The organism is Mesorhizobium sp. WSM4816 (assembly GCF_055811535.1).
On sequence record NZ_JBVVQR010000014.1, the window covers coordinates 89,667 to 104,950 of the forward strand.

The 15,284-nt window shown below is 60.5% G+C and carries 15 protein-coding genes; 5 read left to right on the plus strand and 10 right to left on the minus strand.

Going from position 1 to position 15,284, the window contains the following annotated elements:
- The first annotated feature begins 83 nt into the window (after positions 1 to 83).
- Positions 84 to 425, plus strand: a complete 342-nt coding sequence (locus tag AC0L3H_RS17030; RefSeq protein WP_473586244.1) for a GNAT family N-acetyltransferase — start codon at positions 84 to 86, stop codon at positions 423 to 425.
- Between the two features lie 58 nt (positions 426 to 483).
- On the opposite strand, the gene AC0L3H_RS17035 is transcribed toward AC0L3H_RS17030, so the two are convergent.
- From AC0L3H_RS17035 to AC0L3H_RS17060, 6 genes are all read right to left on the minus strand, one after another.
- Complete coding sequence (locus AC0L3H_RS17035) at positions 484 to 1,437, minus strand: hypothetical protein (RefSeq protein WP_473586245.1); 954 nt, start codon at positions 1,435 to 1,437, stop codon at positions 484 to 486.
- A gap of 58 nt (positions 1,438 to 1,495) precedes the next feature.
- A complete protein-coding gene (locus AC0L3H_RS17040; RefSeq protein ID WP_473586246.1) occupies positions 1,496 to 2,572 on the minus strand; it encodes a formylglycine-generating enzyme family protein in 1,077 nt (358 codons plus the stop codon).
- Positions 2,573 to 2,704: 132 nt separating this feature from the next.
- Complete coding sequence (locus AC0L3H_RS17045; RefSeq protein ID WP_473586247.1) at positions 2,705 to 3,769, minus strand: tetratricopeptide repeat protein; 1,065 nt, start codon at positions 3,767 to 3,769, stop codon at positions 2,705 to 2,707.
- A 161-nt stretch (positions 3,770 to 3,930) separates the two neighbouring features.
- Positions 3,931 to 4,572, minus strand: a complete 642-nt coding sequence (locus tag AC0L3H_RS17050) for a hypothetical protein (RefSeq protein WP_473586248.1) — start codon at positions 4,570 to 4,572, stop codon at positions 3,931 to 3,933.
- A gap of 1,592 nt (positions 4,573 to 6,164) precedes the next feature.
- Complete coding sequence (locus tag AC0L3H_RS17055) at positions 6,165 to 6,785, minus strand: hypothetical protein (protein WP_473586249.1); 621 nt, start codon at positions 6,783 to 6,785, stop codon at positions 6,165 to 6,167.
- A complete protein-coding gene (locus tag AC0L3H_RS17060) occupies positions 6,782 to 8,464 on the minus strand; it encodes an SEL1-like repeat protein (RefSeq protein ID WP_473586250.1) in 1,683 nt (560 codons plus the stop codon). Before AC0L3H_RS17060 ends, AC0L3H_RS17055 begins: the two co-directional genes overlap by 4 nt.
- A gap of 147 nt (positions 8,465 to 8,611) precedes the next feature.
- Between AC0L3H_RS17060 and AC0L3H_RS17065 the strand changes: the two genes are divergently transcribed.
- Complete coding sequence (locus AC0L3H_RS17065) at positions 8,612 to 8,746, plus strand: hypothetical protein (RefSeq protein WP_473586251.1); 135 nt, start codon at positions 8,612 to 8,614, stop codon at positions 8,744 to 8,746.
- A gap of 5 nt (positions 8,747 to 8,751) precedes the next feature.
- Here the strand turns inward: AC0L3H_RS17065 and AC0L3H_RS17070 are convergent, their stop codons facing one another.
- Both AC0L3H_RS17070 and AC0L3H_RS17075 read right to left on the minus strand, forming a co-directional pair.
- Entirely contained in the window at positions 8,752 to 10,644 is a 1,893-nt protein-coding gene (locus tag AC0L3H_RS17070; protein ID WP_473586252.1) for a L,D-transpeptidase family protein, read from the minus strand.
- 343 nt (positions 10,645 to 10,987) lie between these two features.
- Positions 10,988 to 11,899, minus strand: a complete 912-nt coding sequence (locus AC0L3H_RS17075) for an alpha/beta hydrolase (protein WP_473586253.1) — start codon at positions 11,897 to 11,899, stop codon at positions 10,988 to 10,990.
- 47 nt (positions 11,900 to 11,946) lie between these two features.
- Between AC0L3H_RS17075 and AC0L3H_RS17080 the strand changes: the two genes are divergently transcribed.
- The gene (locus tag AC0L3H_RS17080) at positions 11,947 to 12,399 is read left to right on the plus strand and encodes a MarR family winged helix-turn-helix transcriptional regulator (protein WP_091590958.1); all 453 of its coding nucleotides are present in this window, start codon (positions 11,947 to 11,949) and stop codon (positions 12,397 to 12,399) included.
- A gap of 5 nt (positions 12,400 to 12,404) precedes the next feature.
- On the opposite strand, the gene AC0L3H_RS17085 is transcribed toward AC0L3H_RS17080, so the two are convergent.
- A complete protein-coding gene (locus AC0L3H_RS17085) occupies positions 12,405 to 13,016 on the minus strand; it encodes a pyridoxamine 5'-phosphate oxidase family protein (RefSeq protein ID WP_473586254.1) in 612 nt (203 codons plus the stop codon).
- A 157-nt stretch (positions 13,017 to 13,173) separates the two neighbouring features.
- Between AC0L3H_RS17085 and AC0L3H_RS17090 the strand changes: the two genes are divergently transcribed.
- Complete coding sequence (locus AC0L3H_RS17090; protein ID WP_128169524.1) at positions 13,174 to 13,602, plus strand: nuclear transport factor 2 family protein; 429 nt, start codon at positions 13,174 to 13,176, stop codon at positions 13,600 to 13,602.
- Positions 13,603 to 13,625: 23 nt separating this feature from the next.
- Here the strand turns inward: AC0L3H_RS17090 and AC0L3H_RS17095 are convergent, their stop codons facing one another.
- Positions 13,626 to 13,979, minus strand: a complete 354-nt coding sequence (locus AC0L3H_RS17095; protein WP_023801862.1) for a gamma-butyrobetaine hydroxylase family protein — start codon at positions 13,977 to 13,979, stop codon at positions 13,626 to 13,628.
- 196 nt (positions 13,980 to 14,175) lie between these two features.
- On the opposite strand from AC0L3H_RS17095, the gene moaA reads away from it, so the two are divergent.
- Complete coding sequence (gene moaA, locus AC0L3H_RS17100; protein WP_027151755.1) at positions 14,176 to 15,171, plus strand: GTP 3',8-cyclase MoaA; 996 nt, start codon at positions 14,176 to 14,178, stop codon at positions 15,169 to 15,171.
- The last annotated feature ends 113 nt before the right edge of the window (positions 15,172 to 15,284 follow it).

The following is a 15,284-nucleotide window of genomic DNA, read 5'->3' on the forward strand; positions in this document are numbered from 1 at the left end:
GAAATGACACCCTAAGCGTTCTGCTCCTTCGGCCACAGATACTCGCCAGTCAGTAAAATGTGCGCCCAGCCCAGCGGCGATATGTGCACCAGAAGCTCGGGCGGCACATTGAACCGCGCCGGGTCTTGCTCTGTTTGGTCGATCGGACTCAAAGCCCTGAAAAGGTTATTGGATACCTATGGTACAAGCAGGATCCGACGATGCGCGCGGCGTTCATCAGCGATTTTCACATCTTCCCTGCATATCAGGGTCAAGGCCTCGGCAAACAGGCCTTAGAGGTTCTCGAAAACGAGCTAAAACGCAAAGGTTTTCAACAAATAAAGCTCCGAGTGGCTGACGATAACAAACGCGCTAGGGATGTTTATGAAGTCACAGGCTTTCGGGTAACCGGGATCAACATGAGCAAACCGCTCGCGTCGAGGTGAACCGAGGGTGTCATTTCGCCCCTACCGGAACCGACTCCGGAGTGACCTCGCGCAGCCTCTACCCGCTGCACACTTGCCGCATGGTCTGGGCTGCAGTCGCCGAGCCGCGCAGGCCGAACGTGACTACCTCCTTGCCCTTGCCGTTGCGGATCGTGAGGGTTTCGCCCCTCCCGAAGGCTTCGAGGAAGGCGACAGGCAATCCGTCGGACATCACCCACGCCGTTTCAGGCGCGTAATAAACCATCATCACCGGAAATGACGCCGGGCCGTCTCTGCCCGCCACGGCGAAGGTGACTGGTTCTTCCTGATCGTCGATCCGTTTCAGCGCGTTACCCGAATAGCCATACAGCGATCCCATAAAGCGCGGTCCGTCCGACTTACTGCACCCACCAGAGAGTGTAGCCTTTCCGTCCGTGGCGGTGCCGTTGAGGTTCGCCCCGACGGGTTGAGTCTTGGCCTTTGCGATCCAGTTGCCCTCGCCTTGCGGCGGAGCAGCGGGCTTGGCCTGCGACGTGCTGTCCACTGCCGCCTCCCCCGTCTTGATCGCCGCATAGCGCCTGGAGCCCGTAGGACAGCAGCGCGGATCTCCCGGACGAAACGTCGTTGTCGTGATTTCAACGAGCCCGCTCGAGAATTTGGCCCGTCGTGGCTGATCGCCAAAGATATTCGGGGCGTATCGCATGAATTCGAACTTCCCGCCCTCTCCCTTGAACAGAGCGACCTTCAAATTCGTGTTGCCAGCGGCGCCCTCAATTTCCGAGTAGATAAATACAATCGCATCCTCCCGAGCGTCGGCGTTGAAGTCGCCATAAAATGCGATTGGCCAGGGCAGATCCAGCATGCCGCGCTGGGTCTGCACGAACCTCTTGAGCTCCGCCCTGCCTGCACCCTGCCACTGCGGTTCCTGCGCCGCCGCCGGCGCGGCAAGCCACAACATCACTCCGACAAGGGCACACAGATTGAGACCTGGTGCCGCTCGCGCCCAAGTCGCGAGAAGATCAAGACGTGTCATGCGGCGCCCTCCCGATGGGAACAGCAGAATCGGTCATCACCTCCGAAACGCAGCAGCCTCATTGCCTCAGATCCCACGCGTTGTCAGTCAGCGAGACAGCGACGCGTAGCGCCACTATCCCGGAATGCGCGTCTTCGTCCTCGATCGAGCAACGCGCCGCCGAGCGCATCTCGCCAATTGTGTGGATGTAGGAGTATCCGCGCAGACCCCATTGCACGCATCGACCGTCGGGGCGGTTAAAATCGGGGTGCACGTCGCTCCTCAACCACGGGGAGCCGTCGACCGGCGCCCCTTCGTAGCCATCGACATAGCAGTCCTCGATGAATTCGAACGTGTTGCCAGCGAGATCGTAAAGCCCCCATTTGTTGGGTTTGAAACTGCCAACGGCCGAAGTAAATGGATTCGGCGGACTTTCCGCGCATTTTGCCTTGATCGCCGGATGAAAGGGAGAATCCTTGTCCGCAAAGTTGGCGTGTTCGCACGCCTTGCCCTGATCGGAGCCCCAGAAGAACGGAAGCTGCTCGCCTGCCCTGATCGCGTACTCCCATTCGGCTTCCGTGGGAAAGCGGTATTTCCTGCCCGTCTTCTGCGACAGCCAGGAGAGATACGCCTGCGCTTCAATCCGCGAAATGCAAGTCGCGGGATGTCGTTGAGTTGTCTCTCGCCCCTGATGACGATAGCTCGCATTGGCGATCATCGCATTGCCGAGCTTGATCCACGCTTCTTTAAAACCCGAACTCAGTTGGCCCTGAAACTTTCCCTTCAACGATCCGTGAGTGGCAACCACGATGAGACAATCGCCCCCTGCCTTGTGGCCGGTTTCGTCAATAAAGCGGCTGAACTCGTCGACGGTCACAACGTACCTGCCGATTGCAAACGAATAATCGATCGTCACCTGATGGCGGGGCAGTTCGACTGGGATCGCGTACTGCGTTCCCGGGACTTTTCGATCCTCGTCGCTGGCACCCATCGTGAACTTTCCTGGCGACAGCGCCACCATCTCCGGGCAGCGTTCACAATCCTGAAAGACAATACCAGGTGATGGCACGGTCTGCGCCAATACCGGGCCGAACGATAAAGTCAGTGCAATGCACGCAAGTCCCAAAAGCTCATCCAGCAAACGTAGCTTGGCCAATTCGATTCCCCCTTATTGCGAGTTAGTCCATTTGCCGTGACGGGTAGTGACAATGAATTTTGTTTCCAGTTGGAAAGGCATTGATCCGCTTTGTCTCACCGCGCGCAGGTTGCGGTGCCCAATAGCCCTAGGTCAGTAGCCCGGATAGGTGGGTATGGCCTCGTGAAGTCTCGGGTCGAGATCGACATAGCATTGGCCGTTGAAAAAATGCCGAGAGTGTCCCGGCGGGCATTCATTCTCGGGTGTCGCCGTCGGCATATCGGCGGAATCTGCCTCTGCCGCAGCCAGCACGGCGATGCCTAGTCCGATCAAGACTGCAGCGGTAGCGACTTTGCTGTCGGGCGACCACCCTCCCGTTCCCTCCAGCACCCGCTGGGCCTCCGTGTTACCGGATGCGGCCGCTCGCCTGAACCACTTATCCGCCTCGGCAGCGTCGGCGGGAATGCCATTGCCGTTGCGGTGGTATACGGCCAGATCGAACTGGGCGTCCTCGTCCCCGCCGTTCGCAGCAAGGACCAACCACTTGAAGTGTTCTTCGAATTTGCCTGGAATCTGCAGCGGATGGCCAGGGAGCATCATTCTACCATATTCATACTGGGCAGGGGGATATCCGGTTTCCGCCGAAATCCGGAACCATTTGATCGCCTCGGCGGGATCGTAGGAGGATATGCCAGGCCAGTTGCTGCCGCTTCTGCTTCCGAGAATCGCGGCCAGCCGGAATGTCGACCAGCCGTCCTTCTTTTCGGCGGCCAGCTTCAGGAGCCGCACTCCTTCGGCAGGATTCTTCTCGACTCCATATCCCTGCATCGTCGCGTTGGCGAGCTTACCTATTCCAAGAGGAAGACCCTGATCTGCGGAAAGCCTGAAAAGCCGGACGGCCTCGACCTGATTCTGCTCAACTCCCCATCCGCTGAGATACATGGACCCCAAGTTGGCCTGGGCAGCGGCATGTCCCTGCGCGGCGGCCGCCTTAAACCATTTTACCGCTACGGCAGCATCGGGTGCTACGACGGCACCGGCGACGTATACGGTGCCCAAAGCGTTCTGCGCATCGGCGTTCCCGCTTTCGGCCTTTTCAGTCATTGCCCGAAGGACGGCCTCATGTCCCGCATATTCCGCCTGCTGTGCCAACCCCGGCAAGGTGATCCAAACATGAGCGGCAACGGCCGCAGCCATAATGAAAGCGATGCGGAACATCTCTACAATCCTCCAAGAACGGCAACTTGCCGACGCTTAGGTCCTTGTGTGTTAAGAAGTGGCCAGGTCTGTTTCGAGGCTAACCGGCTTGACCCACCTTTTCCCGCTCCCGACAACGTCAAGCGCTGATTGGCATCAGTCGTCCTCCCGCTGCCACGCGGCTATCCCGCCACGAATTTGATCCAGCGGCCGTGAGCCCAGCCGGAGCGGCAAGGCCCGGTGTATGGGCGCTCTGGTCCCGCACCTTCTACGTTGCACCCGTTGCCGCCGTATTCCCCACCGCCGCCGTAGACGATCCCGACCCAGTCGCCGCGCTGGTAGCAGAGTTGCACTCCTTCCCCGTTGTGGAGACGGTCCAGCATGCGGTAGCTTGTTCCGGGTCCGGACCTCGCTGCGAGAAACCCGTCCCCAGTGGGATCGAGACCTGCGACGACGCCACCGCCGCAGTTTGCCATCTGTCCGTCGCCTGCCGGGATGGTCACCGGCACATCTGGCTGCATAAGCCGCTGCTGCGCCGAGGCCGGAAGACCGTGCGGACCGCAGCGACGGAATTGTGCTCCAAATATGGACCTGATCCCGACGGATTCCTCGGGCACTCCCTCCTCGAGCACCATAGCGCCCTCAGCTCCAAAGGGGGGCGGGGCAGCTACGAAGGCGAATTTCCGTCCGGGCCGCTTGCTCGTCGGGAGCCAGACGCGGTTGCCGTCGGCCTTTACGCCGCCATACCAAGTGCGGCTAGCGTTAATCCCGGTATATCGGTAGGTCTTGCCGCCGACGGTGATTGCAATGCTGTTCGCGGCCATCTCGATCTTCGGCGCATTTGTGTCGCTGCATCGTGTGCTCCACCTGCCCAGGAACTCTCCCGGCACCTCGTCCGCCAGAGCTAGACCAGGTGCGCCTACGAATAGGCCGACGACGACAATCCCGAAAGTCCGGAGCAGGGCTGTCGCTAAGCGCGCTTCCCATCGCCCCTTTAGAGCGTCATTGGCTGAGGCAGTCGGACTCGAGTCTAGCGTCAGGCCGGAGCTCCATCTACGCATCACCGTCCCCTGCTGAAGCTGGAATTTGGAAATAACCGAGGCTCGGGGCAAACGCCCCCCGCTTGCGGGGTGTCGTCTACTCCAAATTCGGTAGCAACCGTTGCTGGTGGCCATCGCGGCACGCCTCGGTCATTCCCAAGCTATTCAGCTATTCTCACATGCCTCCGGTTCGGGGCACAGCTGCTCAATGGGTTTAGCGTGCCGATGGCAAACGCTACCATTCGGAGTAAATCGATCGACTCAGACCGCCTCCAGGAAATGGGCATCGCTACCCTTACGCTGCCGCGAAAGTGCCGCTGATTTCCGTGATCTCAGCATCGGGCGGCATCGAGAACCGCGCTGTATGCCTATTTGGCGTAGAACCACAGGGCCGCTGCGGCCACCGAAATGGCTGCGACCGCTTTCCACGCCCGCACAATGACGACTGCCGGAACTATCGCCGCGCCAATCAGCCACCAGCCGGTGAGGCTGACATAATTGTGAAGCCCCCATGCGCTGACGCCAAATGCTGGAACGAGAGCAAGAATTTCGTTTCTTGTCCAAGGCTTCGCCGGGCGCGCGGGCTTCGCACGCGAGACGCGCTCTGCACGAGCGCCTTTGCGCGATACCGTTCCGGTCGATGTAGCCCACGATGGGCTTTCCGAGCCAGCTATGTTGCCACTGCCACCGCAGCCGATGCACACCAACTGCTCTCTGTTCGAGCCGCGGCCCGATCCACCGCATGCTGCGCAGGGGATATTGGTAAAGCCTCCTTGCCCGCTGCCGCTACATGAGTAGCAGGGCGGATAGTTTCCGTACGTCCAGCCATACCCGGAGCAAACGTTGCAGGTGGCCATCGCGGCACGCCTCGGTCAATTATTCAGCTATTCTCACATGCCTCCGGTTCAGGGCAAAGCTGCTCAATAGGTGTAGCGGCGATGGCAAACGACGCTGCCCGTTGCGATGTTCCCGCACATAGAGCACAGGCGCGCCCGCAAAGAGCCCCAGAAACGCCCGAGAGAAACGTCACGCGCTAGCCAGGCGTGCTCCTGCTGCCCAGAGCGGACCGTTTAATTCGCGTCTATGGTCCGAACAAACTGTTGGGTGCCGATCTGCGCATGATGACCTTGGTCGGAATTTCGTTTCCGGGCCGGTCGCTCCACGATGACAACTACGACGAGCGCGTCGCCTTCAGCTCGTAGCCGATCTCGTGCATGGCGAAAAGATCGAATATGGCTTGGACGGTGCGTTCTTGGCGCATTGTCGGCTCCGGCGACGGCAGGGCCTTGGACTCAGTGGAATGATCCAAAATACCTGAACCCGCCGTGCCTTGCTTGCGCGAACAAAATCAACGGTTTGCCGTTTATGGACAGAAACTAGCAGTTCGGATCAAGGGCTCCGTTGGCGTCACACCAACTCTTGGGCTCGAAGGGTTCGTCTTCGGGTTCGAAGTCTTCCCCAGGTTCGACGCCCAGGTTCATGATCGCGATCCCGAGGCCAAGGTTGGCAGTCAAGTCCGCGAGGCCTCTGTTGAATAGGTAGAGGTTGAACACTTGCAAATGGTAGCCAGCAGGGCAGGTTTCATGCGCCTCCAATGACATCTCGGCCCTACGGAATCCAACGTCCGAGACGCAAAAAAGCCGCTCGGCACCCGATAGCAAACCGGGGCCGTCGAAATCGGCAGGTATTTTTTTCATTTGGTATCGGTTGAGCCTGACGCTGCCGTCTTTCTTTATCGTGCGAACAGACAGGAACGCCTCTTTTCGTCCATCCCCTAGCGCCGCCGGATGGCACTCGCCGGGCTTCATTGTATACCAACCGTGAGCTGTCCATTCGGGATTGCCAAAGTTGATCAAGCTCGTGGTCGATACCAGAGCATATGAAAAGACCTCGTCACCATTATTACAAACCTCTATTTGTGCCGCGTCAGCAGGCTTCGCCGCAACAGCCGCAACAGCGAGAATTACTGAAGCCATCCCCGCTATGGCCCGACTCATTGCGGCCACTCCGACTCCGGAGCCACGGCACCGTCCGGATAATACCAGCCTTGCCGGTGCTCAAGCCGTAACACACTCTTTCCGCTCCGGTTGACCACGCAGCGGTCGCCAAGCTCGAGACAGAACTTCTGTGCACGAAGCGCCTTGATTTTTGACTCCCCTTCTTCTCTCTTCTGTTCGAAAAATTCCTCTATCGTTTTGTCTATGAACTCGTCGTCTTGCCGCGAAGCCGTTTCCAACTGCCTGGCAGCCTCCTGCGATCCGTTTTCCGCGGCTTTCTTGAGCCATTCCAGTCCCCGGGCTCGGTCTGCCGGCATTCCGCGACCATTCAAGATCCGATCGCCCAACTGCCATTGCGCCCATGAGTTGCCTAGCCTGGCGGCTTCCCGATATTGGGCAACCGCTCTGGGGTCGTTTCCCTTTTCATACATCCATCCCAGTTCGGCGACGGCATCGGGATGTTTCAGCTTCGCGGCGGTGAAAATCAGGTCGAAGGCTTTGGAGGTTGATTGTTCAACGCCTGTCCCGTCCCGATACCTCAGGGCTAACTGGAAGATTGCGTTCGGCTCTCCGGCAAATGCTGCGCGCTCCTGCCACATATAGCCGCTTTTCAGGTCATGCCTGGTCTCGCTTGGGTCGAGATAAATCGTCGAAAGGTTCGTCATCGCCGCGGGATCGCCTGCCGTCGCCGCTTCCGTCAGCAGTTTGAAACTTTGAACCCGGCTGTCCTCGCTCGGATTCTCCGCCGTCTTGAGCAAGAAACCCAGGACGCCCTTCGCACGCTCGAACCCACGCGCGACCGCCTGCTCGGCATAGGCTTTCGCCTTTTCTCGGTCCTGGTTTACCCCCAGACCGTTGGCGTAGAATCGCGCAAGATAGTGTGTTCCCCAAGGCTCGCCTGACTCAGCCACTTTTTCCATGAAACGTAGCATTGTGCGTTGCGCCGTCGGAGACATGGCCCGCAAACGATGCACGAAGGAGCCGCTCAAGGCGCTATAGGCCATTTCTCGGCCTTTTTTGCCGATATCCTCGGGCAATTGCGGCACGATCACAAGTTGCATCCGGATCGCCGGCTTTGGATTTTGCCCAAGGTCGATATGCTTGGCAAAGTCGGCGAACATCGATTTCAACGAGGCGGGGGTAAGAGTCCCACTTAGTATGCTGCCCTCGCCGGCAGACTGACCCGCCGCAGCAACGATCCCATGTCTGGAAGCAATGCTTGCCATCGTCTCGAGGCTCAACGGTGAATAGATGAAGAAGCCTGCATTCGTCTTCTTTGCCAATACATAGGCTCTCTCATTCGTTCCCACGTCATTGAAGTCGAGAACCATCCATCCATCGGCCAGTTCTACTAGTCGGCCGAGGAATAGCTCAGCGCTCAGCGCCCCATCCGCCTTCCCCTCCCGCCCGTACTTTTCGATGACGAAGTCCTTGCCATCGCCCGCAATGAATCTGAACCATGGGCCGGCGCCGCTGTTCGCATTGTTCGGCGCACTGTCTGTCATCTCCGCTTTACTGTCTGTCATCTCCGCTTTGACGAGATAGCTGACGTCGCTGTTCCAAGGCATTGCGTCTGCGCTGGAAAATACCGGTTGCTCGGTTCGGGGGAAACAGCCGCACACTAACAGCGAGCCGACGAGCGCAAGAATAGCCAGCAGCCTTTTGCCGGCATTGCGCATACGCCCTTCCAGAAGAGGGGGCATCCCATGCCTCGCTACGGCCCGAGAAAGACCAGAATATTGGGCCAATATTCTTGGGGCTTCCGTTAAGGGTCAAGTCCATCAAAAGGTGAAATACTGCACCACTTTTGGTTATGCCATGTCCATGTGGTCTTCGGCGCCGCAGCAGCGGCTGCCGGCTTCTTCCTGATCTGGCCGAGCGTGCCGGAGGACCTGAGCCCCGAGCGCTGGGCCGATATCGGCATCATCGCCGGCTTCCGGCGCCCGCTCTCCCTGCGTTAGCGTCCTCAGATCGCCGGCGAGCGCACTGCTTGCGTGCTGTCGAGCGCCTGCTGCAGCCGCGTGTCGCGGTCGTAGACGTCGCTGAAATATTCGACTTTGCCGGACATATCAGGCCAGGCGGTGAAATAGGCGACATAGACCGGGATCCTGCGCGCTACCTTTTCGGTCGCATGTCCGTGCTTCAGCTTCTCCGCGATGTCATCGACCGATGTGCCGAGCACCGCCGCTGCCATGCCGCGCGGATCCTGCAGGCGAACGCAGCCATGGCTGAGCGCGCGCATGTCACGCTCGAAAAACGTCTTTTGCGGCGTGTCGTGCATGTAGATGGCGTGCTTGTTGGGGAACAGGATCTTCAGTTCGCCCAGCGCATTGGCCTCGCTCGGCAGCTGGCGCACGCCATAAGGTATCTTCGCGCCATAGGCGCCCCAATTGACCGAGGAGGAGGGAATGCGCTTGCCGCGCGCGTTGACCACTTCGTAGCCGGCGCGATCGAGATAGCCGGGATCCCTGCGCAGCCGGGGCAGCATCTCGTTGACGAGGATCGACTGCGGCACGCCCCAATAGGGGTGGAAGTCGACCTGCTCGAGCTGGTCGTAGAAGAAGGAAGTCTGGTTGGTGGTCTTGCCGATGACGACGCGGGTCTTCAGCTTCTCCTCGCCATTCTCGATGTAGCTCGCCGTAAATGCCGGCTGGTTGATGAAGACACGCGGGCTGCCGAGATCGGATGGCAGCCAGCGCAACTCTTCCAGCGCGACATGCACCTTTTGAATCTTGTCGGCCTTGGACGTCCCGACCAGCGCCGCGACGGTGCGCGGACCGATGACGCCGTCGCCCTTCATGCCAGCCTTTGTCTGCACCGCCTTGATGACCGGCACCAGTTCCGGATCATAGACCTCGCTGGTGGCGAGCCTGGCCAATATCTCGCCATAGGCGCCGCCCGTCTCGTCGTCGAGATTGCGCGCTATCTTCGCCAGAAGCTTCGGCAGTTCGGGGCTGGTCTCCCCCGGTTTCAGCAACAGCTTGGGATCGACGACGATCTCGTCGTCGGCGCTGGCCTGGAGTGATTCCAGTTCGACGCGCAGCGCCTGGTATTCGGCGTTCTGCGGATGCCGCGATTCGAGATAGGTGCGCACTTGCTGGGTGCGCGTCAGCGTTTTCAGCACGCCTTCCATGTCGAGCGGCTTGGCCGGGAAATCATAGTAGCCGGTGATGCGATTGGGATCGACGCGGCCACTGTGCGCGTCGCGGACATAGCGCAAGACGCGCGCTGACAGCGCCATCTCGAAGCGGACGAGTTGCTTGAGCCGCGCATCGGCGCTGCCGGTCGATGCGCCGGCGGCAGGCACTTCAACCGTATAGTCGGCCGGCATGAGGCCATAGCTGGTCGCCTCGCCAAGCACCCGCACCGCATCTTGCGCGCGACTGTTGGCATTGGCTCCCGTCACCCAGACGAAATCCGGATTGGCCGCGTAATAGGCGACGAGTGCCTTGGCGATGTCCTTCTCGGCGTAGAGCTCGTAATCGTGGAGTCCGGCAATCGCGTCGCGGAAGGCCGTGCCGGTGGCGGAAGATGGCTGGAATGCGGCGTCCTGCGGCATTGCCGGCTCCGGCGCTGCCGTCAGCGTCGAGAAGTCGACGCGCACGAGCGGGTCGCTCTTGTAGGTGTAATAGGACGGGCTGCGGATCCGAGAGGCAGCGGGCGCCGTGGCATATGGCTTGTATTTCAGCCTCTGCCTCGACGGCGGCAGGGGGAAATCGCCTCGCGGCGAATGCCTGACACCACCGCCGAAGAGTCTCTCGAAAAACCCTTGCGCGTCTGCCTGCGGCACGCCGAAGGCCAGCATTGCCGCGACCGCCGCAAGCGGCATCACGGTTGCCTTGTTTCCGAGGAATTTCATGGAATCACCCGCTCCGGCTGCAGCCGGCTCCCGTTCCGCATCGCTTGACGGTCTCGCCCACCGCATCATGGATGTAGGGCGCGACTACACCGATTCATACTGATTTCGTTAAGCTTTCATAAATTTCAGAACGTCTCTGTTGCAGAACGGTTTCACAACGGTGGCAGCCGAAGCGGATCGGCTCCGCTCCGGCTCCAGCGAATAGCACTGAGCCGGGCGATGACGCCGCCGGCGATGGGAATCAACTCGACCAGCCGCATTCGGTTGCAAGGAAGCGCTCTTCCTCGAATCGCTCTTCCTTGAAGCGGTCGACTTTTGACACGCAGGTCGAAGCCGCCGCTGGTTAATGCAGCGATACCGGCTGCCGGTGTTCGGCAACGAAGCCGACCGCACGCTCGACCACGCTCTTGTCGGCGAGGATGCGGCGGTGGCCGAGCCCGTCGGCCCAGTACAGCCGCACATGGTCGCCGGCGCCGGCATAGAGCCTTGCATGGTCGGCGGACACTTCGCGGTCGTCCGGCGCATGGATGACCAGCGTTGGCACCGGCGTGCCGGCAAGCTGACGGTCGCCGGTGAATTCGTGCAGCGGTCGCCCGGCGATGCGTTCGACCCGGTCGGCCATGGCGGCCTGCGAGCGTGGGCCGACACTGAGCATGCGGCTGAAATCGTTGAAGATCGCAGGCAGTGAGCTCGGCGCCGCGATCAGCACCAGCCGCCCGGCCGGCAGCGGCGGAATGGCCTTGACCGAACCGGCGACGGCATTGGCGGCCACGGCACCGCCGAAGGAATGGCCGACGACCGCCACGAACGGGCCGAACCACTCGCCGGTCAGCCGAGCGGCCTCGACAGCGCTGACCAATGTGAGCCGGCGTCCCTGCGATTGGCCGTGGCCCGGCAGGTCGAGCGAGACAACCTTGTAGCCGGCGCCTCGATAGGCTTCGATCAGCGTGCGCATATATTCGCTGCGCGAACGCCAGCCATGGATGACGAGCACCGTGCCGGCGGCCCGCCTGCCCGGCTCTGGCCTGAATTCATGCACCATGACGCAGCCGTTTTTGGTCTTCAGCCGATGATGGCGCGCCTCGGCCATGAAGCCGGCGGCGCGGTCGACGGCGCGTCGCTCGCCGTCGCTGAGAATTTTGGCGTTCGGCGTGCGGCAGAACAGTTCGAATGCCGCGAGCCCGGTAAGGCGGGGAGCCACATGTTCGGCGGCGGCAAACACGCCCCGGATGACCTTCAATCCAAATGATGCCATAGTGGCGATCCATCCATTCGTTCAAGCATGAACACAATAGTTCAAACATGAACATTAAACAAGAGCTGCCCTGGGACAACCCGCGTTTTCGCAACTGGGTCGCGGTGGCGCGCGCCTGCCATGTCCTGGAGCGCACGCTGGCAGTGAAACTTGCGCCGCTGGACCTGAAGCCGGCGCAGCTCGACGTGCTGATGAACCTTTACCGCCATCCCGGCATGTCGCAGCACGATCTCGCCCGCCGGCTGCTGGTCGGCCGTTCCAACATCACCATGCTGCTGCCGCAACTCGAGACACGCGGCCTGCTGCGCCGCGAAGGCGATCAGAAGGACAAGCGCGTGCTGCGCCTGACCCTGACCGAAGCCGGCACGGAACTGCTGATGCAGGCGCTGAAGGTTCATATGGCGCTGATCGAGAAAGCGATGAGCCAGTCGACGCCGGAGCAATGCGACATGATCGGCGAGCAGATGCGCAAAATTGCCGACGTGCTCAAGGAAGCGTGACCCGCTCACCACATCGACTTTTTCGCGCGCTCCGGCCATTCCCTGTCGTAAGCCTCGCCGTCGATGCCTTTGCGGCTGGTGATTTCCAGGATTTTTCCGGGTGTCGGCAGCGACTTCGGGTGGACATGCCTTGCCGGGTTCCACAGTTCCGATCGGACAATGGCCCGGGCGCACTGGAAATAGACCGAATCGACATCGATGACCGTGACCGAACGCGCCGGTCGGCCGTCGACGCTGAACGAGGCACACAGCGCGGCATCCGTGGTGATGTGGGCGCGGCCGTTGACGCGCAGCGTGGTGCCGCAGCCTGGGACCAGGAACAACAGGCCGACGCGCGGATCGCGAATGATGTTTTTTAGCGAATCGGCACGGTTGTTGCCGCGCCGGTCCGGCATCATCAGGGTTTTCGGATCATGGATGCGGACGAAGCCGGCGAGATCGCCGCGCGGCGAGCAATCCAGCCCTTCCGGCCCGCTGGTCGCAAGCGCGGCAAAAGGCGAGGCCTCGATGAAGGCGGCGTATTCGGGAATGACATGGTCGAGTTCCTTGACCAGCGACGTCTCGCCGGGCAGCCCATAGAGCGCTTCGAGCTGTTCGACCGTGGTGATGACGGACATGTTTTCGCCTCCGAGCATCCGCAGCCGCTACTCCAATTCCGTGACGTCTTGACGACACGTGCTGCACCTCATTTCGACCGTCTGGAAACGGGTGTCGAACCCCCAATATTAAGGGGTAAGCCACGTTGATAGCACGATCCTGAAACGGAGACGGAAAATGGATAAACCCTTCGATCGGCGACGTACCGCCTTGGAACTTCTCGAAAATATGTTCGAGGCTGAGATGCGCTTCCTGCAATCAGGGTCGGAGAGCCTCGATATCCTTGCCAGCGCGTTTCACGCGGAAGTTGTCGTACATGAGCCGCAGTCCCTGCCCTATGCCGGCGACTGGAATGGCCTCGACGGCGTTGGCGCCCTTTTTCGCAAGATGCGGGAAATCTGGAGCGACGTGACCGTGGAAAGCCTTCAGGCCGCCCAAAACGATGACATGGTATTCATGAGCTGCACACTTGCGCTGACATCGCGGGCCAATGGTGCAACCATCAAACAGCCATTTGCCGAAGTCTTGCGCTTCAAGGATGACCGGCTGATCGAAGGCACGCCGTTTTATTACGACACCAGCGAAATACTGGCGATCCTGCGTTGACCGGAGCGTCCCGCCCGAACCATTCAACGATCGCGGCTTAGCCCCTTCTCTTCCAGCTCGGCGAGATAGGCGGCCCAGCGTGCGTCCTTCTCATGACCCAGCGTATGCAGGTAGTTCCAGGTGAAGATGCCGGTATCGTGGAAATCGTCGAAGGTGATGCGGACGGCATAGTTGCCGACCGGTTCGATCTTCAGGATCGCAACGTTGCGCTTGCCGGGAACGGTCACGCGCTGTTCGGGCGAATGGCCCTGCACTTCGGCGGATGGCGAGGCCACCCGCAAAAGCTCCGCCGGCAGCTCGAACGGCTGATGGCCAGGGAACGTCACGGTCAGCAGCCTGCGGTCCTTCGAGACCCTGAGTTCCTTCGGCGCCGTCATGGTGATAGGTTCCGCATCATCTGTCCTCTCCCTACGCCGCTTCGCGCAGCGGGAAAAGGCCGCTTCGAAACTTCCGACACGATCTGTCGGCGCGATGTTCCCCAGGTTCGAAACTTCTTGTCTTGAATGGCAGGTTGGATCGTATCACATAGCCATATATAACGATGCCGTTCGCAACCACGGGAAACGCACCAGCATGGACATGATCGATCCTTTTGGTCGCACGATCAGCTATCTGCGCGTTTCGGTCACCGACCGCTGCGACTTCCGCTGCACCTATTGCATGGCCGAGGACATGGCGTTCCTTCCCAAGAAGGATTTGCTGTCGCTGGAAGAACTCGACCGGCTATGCACGGTTTTCATCGAAAAGGGCGTCAGGAAACTGCGTCTTACCGGCGGCGAGCCGCTGGTGCGCAAGAACATCATGCATCTTGTGCGTCAGATTTCGCGTCATCTCGAAAGCGGCGCTCTGGAAGAATTGACGCTGACCACCAATGGCTCGCAGCTTTCGCGCTTTGCCGCTGAACTCGCCGATTGCGGGGTCAAGCGCATCAACGTCTCGCTGGACACGCTGGACCCGGAAAAATTCCGTCAGATTACCCGCTGGGGCAATCTCGACAAGGTCATGGATGGCATCGACGCCGCGCAGGCAGCGGGACTGAAGGTGAAGCTCAATGCGGTGGCGCTAAAGGATTTCAATGACGCCGAACTGCCCGAGATGCTGCGCTGGGCGCACGGCCGCGGGATGGAGTTGACTGTCATCGAAACCATGCCGATGGGCGAGATCGACGCCGACCGCACCGACCAGTATCTGCCGCTGTCGCTGCTGCGCGCAGCACTCGAGCGGCAGTTCACGCTGACCGACATCCCCTACAAGACCGGTGGCCCGGCCCGCTACGTCCACGTCGCCGAGACCGGTGGCAGGCTCGGCTTCATCACGCCGATGACGCATAATTTTTGCGAAAGCTGCAACCGCGTCCGGCTGACCTGCACCGGCACGCTCTATATGTGCCTCGGCCAGGAAGATGCCGCCGACCTGCGCGCACCGTTGCGTGCATCCGAAGGCAACGAACTGGTCGCCGACGCCATCGACGAAGCCATTGGCCGCAAGCCGAAGGGCCATGATTTCATCATCGACCGCCGCACCAACCGTCCGTCGGTATCGCGGCACATGAGCGTCACCGGCGGCTGATCTTCCTGGTCGCACCGCCGAAATAAATCCTGCCGCTGTTGCGAGGAGGTTGTAACGAGCCGCCGAAGGCCGTGGACCAGCCCTTTGACGTTGCTGTCTTGCCGCCGGCTGGT